Genomic DNA, 15,313 nt, shown 5'->3' with positions numbered 1-15,313 from the left:
TGCCGTCTCCTGCACTGAACATACCCCCGTTGCTCAGTACCAATACCTATGAGCCTCTAAAGGTTTGATTTCAATATGGCAGATATTTAACGATTCGCCAGTGCCAGATCATAAGGCATTCCTGAGGGTTTGCAGGTGCGCCACCTGACGGCTGAAGTCGGCGCTGGAAAGCCGCTTCAGCGCAACGGGCTCAAGCGCCTGGCTGATGATGTGAGGGGGTTGTCGCGTAAGGTGTTCCAGCACTTGGCGTTGCTCTGACGCATCGAGGTGTTCGAACCCTGGATGGCGTCGCCGGGCTGCGCGCAGGATGTCGTGTCGCAAGGCTTGCAACAACGTGCCCGGGCCGCTGCGGCGCAATAGGAAGTCCGCGCTGGCCTGCAAGTGTTCCTGCAGCTGGCGACGTGCCTTGGGCGCCGGTGTCTGGATCGGGCCCTGGCGCATGCCTGCCTGCCACAGCCCCAAAGCAAGCAGCGCAACCAGGGCGACGAGGGCCTGGGGGAAATAACGGAGCAACAGAGTAAACAGATCGTCTGTGTCGCTGTTGAACAGCAGGGTGACGTCAGTGCCCTGGTTCAGGTACCACAGCAACCAGGCGTTATCATGGTTGCCGATATCTGTGGTTTTCCATAGGTCGCTGTCGGTGATCACCGTGACGCGACCTTGCCCCAGGTCGAGTTGCATCAGGTGGCTGGACTGGGCGCTGTTGGCGGAAAACTGCGCCAGGTGCTTGGGGTCGGTGAGGTTGAAGTAAGTGTCAAAACTAAAGTACGCCGGTGCGGTTTCGTTGTCGACATAGAGCTTGGTCAGATCCGGTTTGGTTTTTTTACGCGGTGGCACGGGTTCGTCGAAGGTGTCGCTCAAGGTTTGGCGGATAGTGAGGCGATCAAGCAGCAGGTCACCGCTTGTGCCGGCTTCTTCATCCCATAATGCCTCGGCGACCAAGAGCAGGTGGCCACCGGCTTTTGCCCAGCCCAGCAGTTGGTCGACCTGGCGTGGGGTCATGTTGCTGCGCTCTCCCAGCAACAACAGGCTATGGCCTTTGGCGGGCAGTTCGGCGAGTCGTTCAAGGCCCTTGGCGTGTGCCACGACCAAGCCGTGCTGGCGTAGAAAGTGCTCGGCGGCCAGATAGGGATTGGCGCGAGCCTCTGGCGACGGGCCCCGGTCAACCACTTCCTCGTAGGGAATTGCCTTGTGCCAGGCATATAAGCCGCCCGCACCCACCAGGCACGCCAACAACAGCGCTGTCCACAATAGCGCGCGATTCATTGGCCCGCTCCGTCACTGAAAAGAGCACGCCAGTCGCTGCACAGTTTTTGTTGGGCTGAAGAAGGCGGCAGACGGTGACCATAGGCCAGGTTTTGCCAGTGGCGTGTCAGTTCGTCGCTGAACGCCAGTAACTGCGGTTGTTGCAAATGATGAACACGCTCCAGTACCTGCCCCTCGGTATCGGCGCTTGTCAGTGGCAGGTCGAACTCGTGCAACAGCCGGCTGAGCAACCCGCGATACAGCAGGCCAAGGGCTTCCCGTGGGTGGGTGGGCCATAGTTGTTCGGCGGTACTGGCGATGTCTTCGGGCAATGTCTCGGTGCCCAGTTCCAGCCCGAACAACTGAGCGGGAACGGGCGAGGGAGCGGCCGTGCGAGTAGGCCCAAGGCGGCTGACGAACGTGCGCAACCATTCACGGTAACGCCAGCACACCAGGGCCAGGCCGCCAATCAGAAGGCTCCAGAGCAGTATTTCCAAAGTTTTGGCGACGTATTTGAAGGTGTCGCTGTTAAGGTTGTCGAGCAGTGCCTGGAGCCAGCCAGGTAATTTGCCGTCGCCCGTGGCCTTGTTTTTAACCGGCGCTTTTTCTTCGCCAAACCGATAGCGTGTGACGGTTTCCGGGTTCTTGAAAGGTGGCTTTTCCAGCAACGCCTGGATGGATTGGCTGGCGGCCTGGGTGCTAAGTGGCTTATGGGCTGTGGTTTCATCTGCCATGGTCGGTGGGCTGATGTGTAGCAACGCCAGGCCAACCACCAGCAACAGCAGCGGTGCAACATTGCTCAGGCGCTGGCGCAGCCGACGGAATACCAGTTCCAGGTCCCAGGCCTCCAGCACTGTGCGGCGGTGGAGGTACAGGCTGAAGCCACAGGCGACGTAGATGGGTTCCCAGAACACCAGGACCAGGGCATAGAAGGCATTGCTCAGGTGCTCAAGCCAAAGCACGTCCGAGGCTGACGCGAATATTAGCCGTTGCCAGTCCCAGTCCAGTTCAACCTGTTGCGGGATGAAGAGATAGAACAGGGTCATGCCGCCAAACCAGAGGCCGATTTCCATGTGCACACCGATGGTCGTCAGCCAGCGTGCGGCGCCAGCGTTACGTTGCAGCAACACTCCAAGGCGTCGTTGACGTGCGTCACCGTCCAGGCCTTCCAGTTGGCTGACGGGCAGGGTGAAGCTGCGGCTCATGCTCAGCCGCCGCCACGTCAGGCTTGCGAACAGTTGCCCCTTGAGCAATTGCGGCCACTGGCGAACGGCCTGTTTGAGGCTGGGGGGCTCACCAAACAGGGCCTTGGACAGAATGTACAGCGGCAAGCGGTCGAAGGCCGGCTTGAGCCACCAGAACAGGAACATGACCAAAGACGGGTAATTCCAGAGCAGCACCGTCAACAGGCTGAATACCGGCAAGCTTACCAGCGCCCAACCGCCCATCAGCAGGACACGGTGTTCCCTGGCCATCAGTACGCCCAGGTCCATGGCTTCCCAGGAAGTACGCGGGCGAATCACCACGCTGGCGTCAGTCAGGCGCATGGCGACTCCGCCCGGCCAGGGACAGGTAAACGGCCACCAGCAGCCAGAGCGCGGCGCCTACTGCGTATTTGATCCAGGGCTCAATGCGAGTGGTTGAGGACCAGTAGGCTTCGATAAAGGCTGCGATCAACAGGAACACCATGACACCGCAAAGCATCCGTACGCTTTTGCGGGCGGCCAGGCGCAGGGCCTCGCTGCGCGCCAAGCGCCCGGGGGCAACCAGTGACCAGCCCAGTTGCAAACCTGCGGCACCGGCCAGCGTGATGGCGCTCAACTCGAATGCGCCGTGACCAATGACAAACGACCAGAAGGTCTGGCCATAGCCAATGTCGGTAAGGTGCCCGGAGACTGCACCTATGACCAGGCCGTTGAAAATCAGGAAGAACACACTGCCCAGGCCGAACAACAGGCCGGCGGCAAAGGTCTGGAAGGCGATGCCGATGTTGTGCATCACGTAATAGCCAAACATCATCCAGTCTTCGCTGGCGGCCCGTTCGGCAGCACGGCCCAGACGGCTGGCGTCGGGGTTGTACATGCCCTGCATGTCGGCCACCTGCTGGGGGCTGATGATGCTGTAGATAAGATCGGGGAACAGGTACACCAGCAGGGCTATCCCCACCAGGCTGCCAAAGAATAGCAGGCCAGCGATCAGCACGAAGCGCCATTGTTCGCGTACCAGGCGCGGGAAGTCGGCGAGAAGAAACGCCAGTATGTTTGCCGTCAGTTGGCTGCGATGGCGATACAGTTGTTGATGGCCGCGCAGTGCCAGTTGTTGCAACGTGTCGACCAGGTAACTGCTATAGCCGCGTTGCTGAGCCAGGGCCAGATGTTGGCACAGGCGTCGATATTGATGCGGGAAGTCGGCAACATCGGCGGCCTTGGCTTTACCTTGCTCCAGTTGTGTCAACTGCTCGGCGAAGGTATGCCATTGGCGCTGGTGGCGGCTTTCAAAAAGGCTCTGCTTCATGTCGGCCCCAACAAACCACGGGCTATCCCGTTGAGTTGCTCCACGGCGCGCGGCGCAGACACCTGCAGGGGCTCTGCGAGGATGGCGGCCAATTCATGCACCCGTTCGGCCGAGAGTTCGGCCTGGCGTTCGGCGAAACCGAGGATGGCCCTCTGTTCGCTCAACTCCAGTGCGAAGGGTAGGCGCAGGGCGGGCGCTTGAGGGATGCTTGGGCGTACCAGCGGTAATTCCCGGTAGACCACCAGCGTACCGGCGGCCAGGTCGCCGAGCCGCTTGAAGTGCGGATGTTGCAGGCAACTGATCGCGCCCAGGAAATAACCGAAGGGCAGCATGTCGACAAAACGCAGCAGGTTGCGGATCAGCGATGCCGACCAGCCAATGGGCGTGCCGTCATCTTGTACCACGCGCAGCCCCATGACCTGCTTGCCTGGCGAGCAGCCCTGGTTGAGCACTTCGAACAACACCATGTACCACCAGCTCACCAGGAACAGCAGCAGCGAACCCAGCCCGATCCCCACATTGCCGAGCAGCGCCAGCGGCACCAGCAGGATACCCATGATGATCCCGCGCACGCCCAGGTCGAATGCAAACGCCAATGCCCGGGAGGGCAGGCCAGCAGGGCGCAGGGGCAGGTCGATGCCCTCGGGCGTTTCTATCTGATAGTGGGTATCCAGAGGGGTTGATGGCATTGCGATCCTTGGCACTGCGAGGCGACTTGAGAGACACGGATGCTAGCAGTGTCGAGGATGGAAGCAACCACCCGAGGTTTTTCTGGATATTTATACAGTAAGGTATCGCTGGCCCCGGACGCCTTGCAGCGCCTAGACTTTGTCGGTCTTCAGCACAGGAATAGCCCGTGACCTCGATTTTCTGGTACGACTATGAAACCACCGGCATCAACCCGCGCAACGATCGCCCGCTCCAGGTAGCCGGTATCCGCACCGACCTTGAGCTCAATGAGGTCGGTGCGCCGATCAACCTTTATTGCCAGCCCAGCGACGATATCCTGCCTCATCCGGCAGCGTGTGCGATCACGGGTATTACGCCGAGTATCCTCGCTGAGAAGGGCCTTGCCGAAGCCGATTTCATGACTCGGGTGCACGCCGAATTGGCCGCGCCAGGTACCTGCGGCGCCGGCTACAACACCCTGCGATTCGACGATGAAATGACGCGCTACAGTCTGTACCGCAATTTTTTCGACCCCTATGCGCGCGAGTGGCAGGGCGGCAACAGTCGCTGGGACTTGATCGATGTGATGCGCACCGCCTACGCCCTGCGGCCGGAGGGCATCAACTGGCCCGAGCAGGAAGGGCGCGTGACCCTCAAGCTCGAACGCTTGACAGAGGCCAACGGCATAGACCACGGCCAGGCCCATGACGCGTTGTCGGATGTGCGTGCAACCATCGCCCTGGCGCGGTTGGTCCGGGAGAAACAACCGAAGTTATATGAATGGTTGTTTCAACTGCGCAGTAAACAACGGGTCATGGATCAGGTGCGGTTGCTGCAACCGATGGTGCATATCTCCGGGCGTTTCTCCGCCGAACGCCATTACCTGGGCGTGGTCTTGCCCCTGGCCTGGCACCCACGCAATCGCAATGCCTTGATCGTCTGTGACCTGGGGCTCGATCCACAAGGGCTGTTGGACCTGGATGCGGCGACCCTGCGCCAGCGTCTTTACACGCGCCGCGATGAGCTGGCCGAAGGTGAGCTGCCGGTTCCGCTCAAGCTACTGCATATCAACCGCTGCCCGGTGGTTGCGCCGTTGAAGGTGCTGCGCCCGCAAGATCTTGAGCGCCTGCAACTGGATAAGGAGGCTTGCCTCGCGCGGGCGCTGCGACTAACTGACGCACAGGAAGTTTGGCGGGACAAGTTAGCGGCCATTTATGCCGAGGAAGACTTTGCGTCGAACGCGGACCCGGAGCAGCAGCTCTACGAGGGTTTTATTGGTGATCGTGACCGCCGTTTATGTGAGCAAGTTCGCATGGCAGAGCCCGCGCAATTAGCCCGTCAGCAGTGGCCGTTCGATGATCATCGTTTGCCGGAATTATTATTTCGCTACCGGGCGCGTAACTTTCCTGAAACCTTGAACAATGACGAGCAACAACGCTGGAAACTTTTCTGTCAGCAACGTTTGTCGGAGGCGCAGTGGGGGGCGCCGAATACCCTGTTGGCATTTAAGCAGGCGCGTGAGGAGTTGGCGGTTAGTGCTACATCGTTTCAGTGCCAGGTGCTGGCGCAATGGCAGGACTATGTGGATTCATTAGCGGCGCGCTTGAGTCTGTAAGCGCATAACTACAGAATATTCAGACAATAAAAAACGCCAGCAAGCTGGCGTTTTTCATGTGTGACGTATCGGGTGAACGTCCGACCGGGCTTAGCCCAGCAGGGTTGCCCAACCTTCAACTACGTCACCGCCCCACTTGGCTTTCCACTCTTTCAGAGTTTTGTGGTTGCCACCTTTGGTTTCAATCACTTCGCCGTTGTGTGGGTTTTTGTATTGCTTGACCTTGCGAGCACGCTTGGTGCCGGTAGTTTTCACAGCGCCGCGCGGTGCTTTAACTTTCGACTCTGGATCCAGCAGCGCGATGATGTCACGCAGGGATTTGGAGTATTCACCCATCAGGGTGCGCAATTTGCCTTCGAATTCCAGCTCGGTTTTCAGCTTGTCGTCTTCGGACAGGTTCTTCAAACGGGCTTGCAGCTCTTTGATAGCTTCTTCGGTGGCGCGGTATTCGTTGATCAGTGACATGTGGACTACCTTATGTAGAACGCTGATTGACAGGGTGAGTGGCCTAATAATAGTCAGGCAATTTCATCAAGTAAACATTTAAGACGTTATTCAGGTGAATGACATTGAATGTGGGTGAGAAAACCTGGCCGATGAGTTAATTAGTCAGCGTTAAGCGCAAAGATAATCGCGTTAATTTTTTGCTACTGACCTCAGCATGCCGTTGTACCGTCATATAGCGGTGGTAAAACCTTACACGATTAAGGGGTGTTACCACGGCCATGCCTCAAGATAAGGTGCAAGGGAATACTGCAGTTTTTCTGCGTAATCGCTAGAATAGCGGCCTTTGTGAAGTTCTGGAGTTTCCCCCTAATGCGCACTTTTCGGCTGGTGATTGCTTGCCCGGACCGGGTTGGCATCGTTGCCAAGGTCAGTAACTTTCTGGCTTCCCATAATGGCTGGATCACCGAGGCGAGCCATCACTCGGACGATCTCAGTGGTTGGTTTTTCATGCGTCACGAAATCCGTGCCGATACGCTGCCCTTTGGCCTGGAAGCATTCCGCGAGGCGTTTGCGCCGATTGCCGAAGAGTTTTCGATGACCTGGCACATCACCGATACAGAGCAGAAGAAACGCGTGGTGCTGATGGCCAGCCGCGAATCCCACTGCCTGGCAGACCTGCTGCACCGCTGGCACAGCGACGAACTCGATTGCGAGATTGCTTGCGTGATCTCCAACCACGACGACCTGCGCAGCATGGTCGAATGGCATGGCATCCCTTATTACCATGTGCCGGTCAACCCACAGGACAAGGAACCGGCATTTGCCGAGGTATCGCGACTGGTCAAGCAGCATGACGCGGATGTGGTGGTGCTGGCGCGCTACATGCAAATCCTGCCACCGGAACTGTGCCGCGAATACGCTGGCAAGGTGATCAACATTCACCACAGCTTCTTGCCGTCCTTTGTCGGTGCCAAGCCGTATCACCAGGCTTCCCTGCGTGGCGTGAAGCTGATTGGTGCAACCTGCCACTACGTGACCGAAGAGCTGGACGCCGGCCCGATCATCGAGCAGGACGTGGTGCGCGTCAGCCACAGCGACAGTATTGAAGACATGGTACGCTTCGGCCGTGACGTCGAGAAGATGGTGCTGGCCCGTGGCCTGCGCTATCACTTGGAAGATCGCGTGTTGGTGCACGGCAACAAGACCGTGGTCTTCTGACCCGGCGATTGTGATTGAAAGACACCGGGGCCTGGAGGTAAAACTCTCCAGGCCCTTTTTTATTTCTGCTTCTGGAGATTCCCATGAGCGACCCGCTCGATAAAGCCACCTCACGGGCACCTGCTACCTTGGGCGCGGGCTGTTTGAGCCGTTACGACCCGGACGCGCTGGATGCCGAGGATGGTACTGATTTTCCAGGCGCGGCGCGTTTATGGGAGCAGACACAGGCGCAGGACCAGCCGCCTGCCGCCCCTGAAAAAGACGCTTGAGCAGCGGTTTGCCGACCATCAATAGAAACACTGGCGCACCGGCCAGCAAATAGAAGTAGTAGGTCACCGCGCGCCAGATCAGAATTGCCGCAGCCGCTGTGGATGTGCCCACCATGGGCGCCAGCAGTGCCGCTGACGTCAATTCCGCAGCGCCGGCCCCGCCTGGCGCCAGGCTGAACTGCCCCGCAGTCAGGGATAACATCTGGATCAGAAAGCTCCAGGCCCACTGTACCTCGCCCCCCAACCCGCGCAGCGCCAGGTACAGCACGCTGTAACGCAGCAGCCAATGCAGGCTGGTCAGCGCAAAGACCCCAAGCAAGGTGCTCCGGGGTAGTTTCAGGGTGGCGCTGAACGCCGCAAGAAAACGCAGCAACCGGCGTGCCCAGCGTCGGCGGCTGGTAGCGCCGACCTTCATGGCCTTGAGTGCCAAACCCGCCAGGCGAATCAGCCGCCGGTGAACATGCACCACGGCCCAGCCACTGATTACCCCACCCACCATCGACACGGCGCTGAGCCCCAGCAACCACTCCAGACGCGGGCTGAGGCTATGGAACAGCGCATACAGCAAGATCCCTACCAGTGCGCAGAGAAAAAACACCAGGTCGCTCAACTGGTCCATGGCGAACACCGCGCTGCCATGGGCGGGGCGGATACCGTTGCGCGCCAGCAGGGCCATCAGGGTCAACGGCCCGCCGCTGCCGCCGGGAGTTGCACACATGGCGAATTCAGTGGATATCACCACGCCAAGGCTTTTGAGCGGCCCTAACTGGCCGCGATGCTCGCCAAGCAACAGGCGGATGCGCAGGCTGTTGATCAGCCAGCAGCCGATGATCATGGCGAACATCCCCAGTAACTGGGGCAACGGAAACTGGCGCAGGCGCGCAATGCTTTCGCCGCCGCCCAGCCACAATGGAATCACCAGCGCCACCAAGAGCGCCAACACTAACCAGATCAGTCGGCCCATGACTGCGTCGCCAGCCAGGCGGCCTTGGTTTGGGGGACGCGCCCCGCGTTGAGCAGGCGTTGCAGGGTGTCTAGCCAATAATCGCGGGAAAACCTGTGGCGCATGTCCACCGGATGCAAACCCAGTCGGATTAGCGGGGCGGCCTGCCATCGCTGTTCACGGCGATCAGTGAGGATTTTGGACAATCCCCGGCGCCATGCACTGCGGGCGCTCCACACCAGGCCAGGGGCGTTGATAGGCGTGAAGTCCGGTAGGCGATAAAAATGTTGTGGGTCGCTGGTGTAGCTCAGCGGCAACTGGCGCAATGCCTGCCGGGTGCCATCGCTCATCAACCAGGCTGGCGCAACAAAGCCATGCAGCGGCCAGCCATTGCGCTGGAATACCTCAATGCCGGCGGTCAACCGCCGCAACGCCTCGGCTTCGGACAGCTGGTAAAACTCGCCTTCGTGGGTATAGATGCGTCGCATAAACCATTCTTTTGGCGTACGCGGCCGAGGTTGGTCGTCGCAATGGTAATAACCATGCAAGGTGAGTTCATCGCCCTTGGCGACACGGCTATCGAGCAGGCGCCGAAAATCGCGGTGGGCGGCCAGGTCGTCATGGTGATGGAAGTCCGGCACCACCAGCCAAGTGATGGGCACGTCGCCCAGTGCATCGACGGCCTCGACGAAGGGCCGGTAGTCGGCCCAGGTGTGCGGTGCCACGTCGTGCAGTACCAGCATCAGCGCGCGCTCAGCCATGGGCGAGCATCGGTTCATGGCTGCCCAGCACGGCGCAGTAATGCCCCAGCAGGCTGTCGACTACTGTGTCCCACGCATAATGCTGCTCGACATGGCGCCGAGCCTGAGCACCCAGGCGTCGGCTGTCGGTACTGAACAACTCGCGCACCGCATCGGCCATGGCCTTGGGGTTGTTTGGCGCACACAGCACGCCACAACGCTCGTCGATAATCTCGGTAAAGGCCCCGGCCGCCACGGCGACTACTGGAATACCGCAGGCCATGGCTTCCAGGATCACCAGGCCGAAGGTCTCCTGGTCGCCACCATGCAGTAAGGCGTCGGCGCTGGCCATCAGCCGAGCGACATGTTGGGCGGGCCGGAATCCGTCAATCACGGTGACATTGTCTGGCACGCTGGCCGGCATGCCGGAGCCCACCAACAGCAAGTGGTAGCTTTCCCCCAGGCGTTTCATGCAGTTGAGCAGCACCGGCAGGTTTTTCTCCTTGGAGCCGCGCCCGGCGAAGATCAGTAGTCGAGTGTCTTCGCCAATCCCCAGTTCGGCGCGCAGGCCGGGGTCACGTACCTCAGGGGTGAAGGTTTGCAGGTCTACACCCAGGGGTTGCACGAAGACATTTCTGACGCCAAGCCCGGTGAGCTTGTCGGCCATTACCTGGCTGGGGGCGAGCACTCGGTCGAAATTCCCATAGAGTTTGCGCACATAGGCTTCAACATTGGGGGTAAACCAAGGCCCCATGCGATTGCTCACCAGCAGTGGCAGGTCGGAGTGGTAAAAGCCGATGACCGGCACATCCAATTGGCGTCGGGCATCCAGTGCGGCCCAGGCGGTCAGGTAAGGGTCGCCAACTTCGATCAGGTCAGGCTGTAAATCGTGCAGGACATTTCGCCAAGGCGCCAAACGAAGGGGGAAGCGATAGCCTTTGCCGAAGGGCAGGGCGGGCGCCGGTACTTTGAAGATGCCGTCCTGCTCGCTCAAGTGTGCACCGGGTATCAACAGGCTGTGGCGAATGCCCGGCTTGAGCGCCAGACGCCGGTGCTTGGCGTCAAGGTAAGTGCGTACGCCACCGCTGGCCGGGGCGTAGAACATGGTTATGTCAGCGATATGCACGATGAACATCCCTCCGATCCATTGCTCTCCCTAGATGGACCTGAGGTAAGGATAGATGTTCGATTGGGATTGGTGTGTTATGCCGGTCTGTTAAACGCAGGTCCCCTGTGGGAGCGGGCTTGCTCGCGAAAGCGGTGAATCAGTCAGTGCATCTTCAACTGATAGACTGCTTTCGCGAGCAAGCCCGCTCCCACATTGGATCGCATTGCGTTCGCTGTAATGGTCGGTATTGCCCCTCAGATCCGGAAGCTGCCCACCAATTGCTTCAAACGCGAGGCCTGTTGTTCCAGGTCCGAGCAGGCGCGCAGGGTCGATTGCAGGTTTTCCACCCCTTCCTGGTTGAGGGTGTTGATCTCGGTGATGTCCATATTGATCGACTCCACCACCGAGGTCTGTTCTTCAGTGGCGGTGGCGACCGACTGGTTCATACCGTCGATCTCGCCAATGCGCTGGGTCACGCTGTTCAGGCGCTCGCCGGCCAGGTTGGCGATTTCCACGCTGTCCAGGCTGTGGCGTTGGCTTTCGCTCATGGTAGTCACCGAGTCCCGGGCGCCCACCTGTAGCTCTTCGATCATCGTCTGCACCTGTTGCGCCGACTCCTGAGTGCGATGAGCGAGGTTGCGCACTTCATCGGCCACGACCGCAAAGCCACGCCCGGCTTCCCCGGCGCGCGCCGCTTCGATCGCCGCATTGAGCGCCAGCAGATTGGTTTGCTGGGAAATGCTGGTGATCACCTCAAGAATCTGGCCGATATTCACCGTTTTGCTGTTAAGTGCTTCGATATTGGTGCTTGAGGTGCTGATCATGCTGGATAACTGCGTCATCGCCTTGATATTGCGTTCAACCACCTGCTGGCCGTCTTCGGCCAAGTGCCTGGCATCGCTGGCCTGACTGGAGGCTTGGGCGGCGTTGCGTGCGATCTCCTGGGCCGCGGCCCCCAGTTGGTTGATGGCGGCGGCGACGCTGTTAGTGCGGTTGGCCTGTTCGTCGGAGTTGACCATCGACGAGTTGGAGGCGCTGACCACCCGCAGGGCCACTTCATTGACGTGCTCGGTGGCTGAAGACACTTCGCGAATCGAGGTATGAATGCGCTCGACGAAGCGGTTGAAGGCATTGCCCAGGGTGCCGAATTCATCATTGTTCTGGATGGTCAGGCGGCGGGTCAGGTCGCCTTCACCGTCGGCAATGTCCTGCATGGCTCGGGTCATCAGGTGCAAAGGTTGCAGCAAGACGCGGATGAGCATGCCGAGCAGGGCGATGATGATCACCACCGCGATGATCGTTGCGATCACCGCCGAGGTGCGAAACTCACTGAGCATGGCGAAAGACTTGTCTTTATCCACCGAAACGCCCAGGTACCAGTTTACCGAGGGCAGGCCCTTGATCGGTGTGAACGTCACGATATTGGTCTTGCCGTTGGCTTGCACTTCGCTGAAGTCGCCGCTGATCTTCGGCGTGTCTTTTGGATAAACGTCCGCCAGGGTCTTCATCACCAGGGCTTTATCCGGGTGCACCAGCACTTTGCCGTCGGCGCTGACCAGGAACGCATAACCCATGCCGCCAAAATCCAGCGCGCCGATGTTGTCCACCAGGGTCTGCAGGCTCAGGTCGCCGCCGACTACGCCGATGCTCTGGCCACCCTTGGCGCTGGGCGTGGCGACAGAAATGATCAGTTGCCCGGTCGCCGCGTCGATATAGGGTTCGGTCAGGGTTGAACCGTTGCTGGCCTGGGCGCCCTTGTACCAGGGGCGAACACGCGGATCGAAGCCGTCGGGCATCTTGGTGTCAGGACGAATGGTGAAGGTGCCCTGGCTGTCACCGACGTAGGTGGCCATGAATGACGAGGTCAGCGCTTTCTGTTCCAGCAGTCTGGCGACCACGCTTTGTTCAGGGTTGATGGCGATGTTCTGTGCGGCGTTTTCCACCAGGGCGATACGCCCGGTGAGCCAGGTCTGGATGTTGCTGGCGGTGACGTCGCCCATCTCATGCAGGTAGTTATTGAGGTCGTCACGAATCGCGTTGCGCTGCAGGTAGTCGTTGTAGAGGGTAAACAACGCGAAAGCGGCGATGACGATAAGGGAGGCTGCAAGCAGGATCTTGTGGCTGAAGCGCAGATTTTTGTTCATGGCTTGAAGGGTCCGCTAAGGTCTTAATATCCGAGGCGCATCCTATGCGGGAGGCGCAAAATGGCAGCGTCAAAAAAGGTGTGGTATTTCTGGTGATAGCTCCGTTGGTCCATATCGGAATTATCTGACCGTTTTTTAGTCTTTGTCGGGCTTACATCCGTCTATATCGACCTCGCGGCACTAAAGATTAACCATAGGTGACGAAATGCCTGACTCCACACAACTGCTTATCGGTGCTGGCCTTGACGGCCTGCCCATCGCCCAGTCCATGCGCCTGGCCAACCGTCATGGGTTGATCGCTGGCGCCACGGGCACCGGCAAGACCGTCACCTTGCAGCGCCTGGCGGAAGCCTTCAGTGATGCGGGTGTGGCGGTGTTCGCTGCCGACATCAAAGGCGACCTCTGCGGCCTGGGCGCCGCCGCCAACCCCCAGGGCAAAGTGGCCGAGCGCATCGCCGGTATGCCCTTCCTTAATTACACGGCCCAGGCGTACCCGGTCACCCTGTGGGATATCCACGGCCAATCCGGTCATCCGTTGCGCACCACCATCAGTGAAATGGGCCCGCTCTTGCTCGGCAGCCTGTTGGAGCTCACCGACAGCCAGCAATCGGCGCTCTATGCGGCGTTCAAAGTGGCCGACCGCGAAGGCCTGTTGCTGCTGGACCTCAAGGACCTCAAGGCACTGCTCAATCACCTGCGCTATCACCCGGAGCTACTGGGCGAAGACGCCGCCTTGATGACCACCGGTTCCAGCCAGGCCTTGTTGCGGCGTCTGGCAGTGCTGGAGCAGCAGGGCGCCGAAGCCCTGTTTGGCGAGCCGGCCCTGCAATTGGAGGATATTTTGCAGCCCGCCAGTGATGGGCGTGGGCGCATCCACCTGCTGGACGCCAGCCGCTTGGTGCATGAAGCGCCGAAGGTCTACGCGACCTTCCTGTTGTGGCTGCTGGCAGAGTTGTTCGAACAATTGCCGGAACGCGGCGATGCCGACAAACCGTTGCTGGCGTTGTTTTTCGACGAGGCGCACTTGTTGTTCGCCGATACGCCAAAAGCCTTGCAGGAGCGCCTGGAGCAGGTAGTGCGCCTGATCCGTTCCAAAGGCGTCGGCGTGTATTTCGTCACCCAATCGCCGGGCGACTTGCCGGATACGGTGCTGGCGCAACTGGGCCTGCGCATCCAGCACGGTTTGCGCGCGTTCACTGCCAAAGAACAGAAGTCCCTGCGAGCGGTGGCGGACGGTTTTCGTCCCAACCCGACATTCGATACCTTGTCGGTGCTTACAGAGTTGGGCACTGGTGAGGCCTTGGTGGGAACCTTGCAGGAAAAGGGCACGCCGGAAGTCGTCCAGCGCGTACTGGTTGCTCCTCCGCAATCGCGGATCGGGCCGCTCACCGAAGCCGAACGTAAAGCGTTGGTTGCCAGCTCGCCGCTGTTGGGGCGCTATGACAAGCCGGTGGATCGTGAGTCTGCCTATGAAGTGCTGATGGCCCGCAAGGAGCTTGGGCCTGCCGAGCAGGCTGCTCCGGCCGCCGAAGAGCCGAGCTTTACCGACAGGGCCGGTGCCTTCCTGGGGACCACGGCGGGCAAGGCGTTGAAGTCAGCCATGCAGCAGGCCGCCAATCAGATGGGGCGCCAGTTGGTGCGTGGTCTGCTGGGTTCGTTATTGGGCGGCAGCAAACGCAAATAACGTTTCAGGCTTTGGGCCGGGCATGGGCGGCCAGCCGTTCCAGGGCGGCGCGCAAGCCCGGGTCGTTGATCCCTTCGGCGGTGGCCTGAAGGGTTTCGGCGGCCGTTTCCGACAGGTCCATGGTATGCCCCACTGCGCCTTGCGGCACGGTGGGTGGCTGTACCTTGAACTGAATGCGCGTCAAGCCGGCGAATTCTTCAAACGCCATCAACTGGCGCTGCAAGCGTTTTTGCTGATAACGCAAGCGCGTGGCCCAATGACCATCGGTGACAATTAATAGCAGATTGCCTTCTCGCCAGGACGCCACATGACAGTGCTCACGTGCGGCAGGTTGCAGCTGGCTTTCCAGCAGGCGTTGCAAATGGCCCAGGCGTTTGGCATGGCCAAAGATGGCTTTCAACGGCTTGGCTTCGCGAAGCAACACGCCGGGCGCGCGGGCTGTAAGAGGGCGAAATGCCATGTTTAGACACCTTAGGTAACAGAGCGGTTATCTTAACAGAAAGCGCCGGTACACCCCGCGGCCGTGCCTCGGCTGGGCTTTGCCCATGAAATCAATAAGTAACTTCTGCGCTCCATGGGTTGAAGTTCGCGCAAAAGCCCTTATTTTAAACAGGCCCTCTCACAGCGCCGTGCCTGCCTCGGGGAACAACGCCACTTTCCTCACCCACGATTCCGGGTAGAATGCGCGTTCGCAATGCGGCCGTGAGGGCTGCTCGG

Annotated in this window: 13 protein-coding genes and 1 pseudogene; 3 read left to right on the top strand and 11 right to left on the bottom strand. The window is 59.8% G+C overall.

Going from position 1 to position 15,313, the window contains the following annotated elements; all coding sequences use genetic code 11:
• Window positions 1-108: 108 nt before the first annotated feature.
• The 4 genes from RHM69_RS14445 to RHM69_RS14430 are packed head-to-tail and all read right to left on the bottom strand — an operon-like array spanning window position 109 to window position 4,448.
• Window positions 109-1,266 (bottom strand): DUF4350 domain-containing protein, encoded by a 1,158-nt coding sequence (locus RHM69_RS14445; protein ID WP_200600726.1) that lies wholly within the window; start codon window positions 1,264-1,266, stop codon window positions 109-111.
• Window positions 1,263-2,792 (bottom strand): DUF4129 domain-containing protein, encoded by a 1,530-nt coding sequence (locus RHM69_RS14440; RefSeq protein ID WP_200600728.1) that lies wholly within the window; start codon window positions 2,790-2,792, stop codon window positions 1,263-1,265. The genes RHM69_RS14445 and RHM69_RS14440 overlap by 4 nt, the downstream gene beginning before the upstream one ends.
• Window positions 2,779-3,759: a stage II sporulation protein M gene (locus RHM69_RS14435; protein ID WP_038451360.1), complete on the bottom strand. Its 981-nt coding sequence runs from the start codon at window positions 3,757-3,759 to the stop codon at window positions 2,779-2,781. Before RHM69_RS14435 ends, RHM69_RS14440 begins: the two co-directional genes overlap by 14 nt.
• Window positions 3,756-4,448: an RDD family protein gene (locus RHM69_RS14430; RefSeq protein WP_038451358.1), complete on the bottom strand. Its 693-nt coding sequence runs from the start codon at window positions 4,446-4,448 to the stop codon at window positions 3,756-3,758. The genes RHM69_RS14435 and RHM69_RS14430 overlap by 4 nt, the downstream gene beginning before the upstream one ends.
• A gap of 167 nt (window positions 4,449-4,615) precedes the next feature.
• Here RHM69_RS14430 and sbcB point away from each other — a divergent pair, with 167 nt between their 5' ends.
• Window positions 4,616-6,043, top strand: a complete 1,428-nt coding sequence (sbcB, locus tag RHM69_RS14425) for an exodeoxyribonuclease I (RefSeq protein WP_019821233.1) — start codon at window positions 4,616-4,618, stop codon at window positions 6,041-6,043.
• A gap of 90 nt (window positions 6,044-6,133) precedes the next feature.
• On the opposite strand, the gene mvaT is transcribed toward sbcB, so the two are convergent.
• On the bottom strand, window positions 6,134-6,508 hold the full coding sequence (gene mvaT, locus RHM69_RS14420) for a histone-like nucleoid-structuring protein MvaT (RefSeq protein ID WP_019821235.1): 375 nt from the start codon (window positions 6,506-6,508) through the stop codon (window positions 6,134-6,136).
• 351 nt (window positions 6,509-6,859) lie between these two features.
• On the opposite strand from mvaT, the gene purU reads away from it, so the two are divergent.
• Complete coding sequence (purU, locus tag RHM69_RS14415) at window positions 6,860-7,708, top strand: formyltetrahydrofolate deformylase (RefSeq protein WP_019821236.1); 849 nt, start codon at window positions 6,860-6,862, stop codon at window positions 7,706-7,708.
• Window positions 7,709-7,831: 123 nt separating this feature from the next.
• On the opposite strand, the gene RHM69_RS14410 is transcribed toward purU, so the two are convergent.
• From RHM69_RS14410 to RHM69_RS31090, 5 genes and pseudogenes are all read right to left on the bottom strand, one after another.
• Window positions 7,832-8,941 (bottom strand): lysylphosphatidylglycerol synthase transmembrane domain-containing protein, encoded by a 1,110-nt coding sequence (locus tag RHM69_RS14410; protein WP_014719732.1) that lies wholly within the window; start codon window positions 8,939-8,941, stop codon window positions 7,832-7,834.
• Complete coding sequence (locus RHM69_RS14405) at window positions 8,929-9,681, bottom strand: DUF2334 domain-containing protein (RefSeq protein ID WP_200600730.1); 753 nt, start codon at window positions 9,679-9,681, stop codon at window positions 8,929-8,931. Before RHM69_RS14405 ends, RHM69_RS14410 begins: the two co-directional genes overlap by 13 nt.
• A complete protein-coding gene (locus RHM69_RS14400; RefSeq protein ID WP_038451354.1) occupies window positions 9,674-10,795 on the bottom strand; it encodes a glycosyltransferase family 4 protein in 1,122 nt (373 codons plus the stop codon). The genes RHM69_RS14405 and RHM69_RS14400 overlap by 8 nt, the downstream gene beginning before the upstream one ends.
• Window positions 10,796-11,022: 227 nt before the next feature.
• Window positions 11,023-11,787 (bottom strand): methyl-accepting chemotaxis protein, encoded by a 765-nt coding sequence (locus RHM69_RS31095; RefSeq protein ID WP_370694806.1) that lies wholly within the window; start codon window positions 11,785-11,787, stop codon window positions 11,023-11,025.
• A gap of 93 nt (window positions 11,788-11,880) precedes the next feature.
• A pseudogene (locus RHM69_RS31090) lies at window positions 11,881-12,912 on the bottom strand (cache domain-containing protein); the annotation flags it as partial.
• Window positions 12,913-13,117: 205 nt separating this feature from the next.
• On the opposite strand from RHM69_RS31090, the gene RHM69_RS14390 reads away from it, so the two are divergent.
• On the top strand, window positions 13,118-14,596 hold the full coding sequence (locus RHM69_RS14390; protein ID WP_014719728.1) for a helicase HerA-like domain-containing protein: 1,479 nt from the start codon (window positions 13,118-13,120) through the stop codon (window positions 14,594-14,596).
• 4 nt (window positions 14,597-14,600) lie between these two features.
• Here RHM69_RS14390 and RHM69_RS14385 read toward each other — a convergent pair whose 3' ends face one another.
• Window positions 14,601-15,056 (bottom strand): DUF721 domain-containing protein, encoded by a 456-nt coding sequence (locus RHM69_RS14385; protein WP_014719727.1) that lies wholly within the window; start codon window positions 15,054-15,056, stop codon window positions 14,601-14,603.
• Window positions 15,057-15,313 lie beyond the last annotated feature (257 nt).

This window comes from Pseudomonas sp. CCI1.1, assembly GCF_034348165.1.
GTDB classification, from domain to species: domain Bacteria; phylum Pseudomonadota; class Gammaproteobacteria; order Pseudomonadales; family Pseudomonadaceae; genus Aquipseudomonas; species Aquipseudomonas paracarnis.
This window is presented reverse-complemented; position numbering and strand designations above follow the sequence as displayed.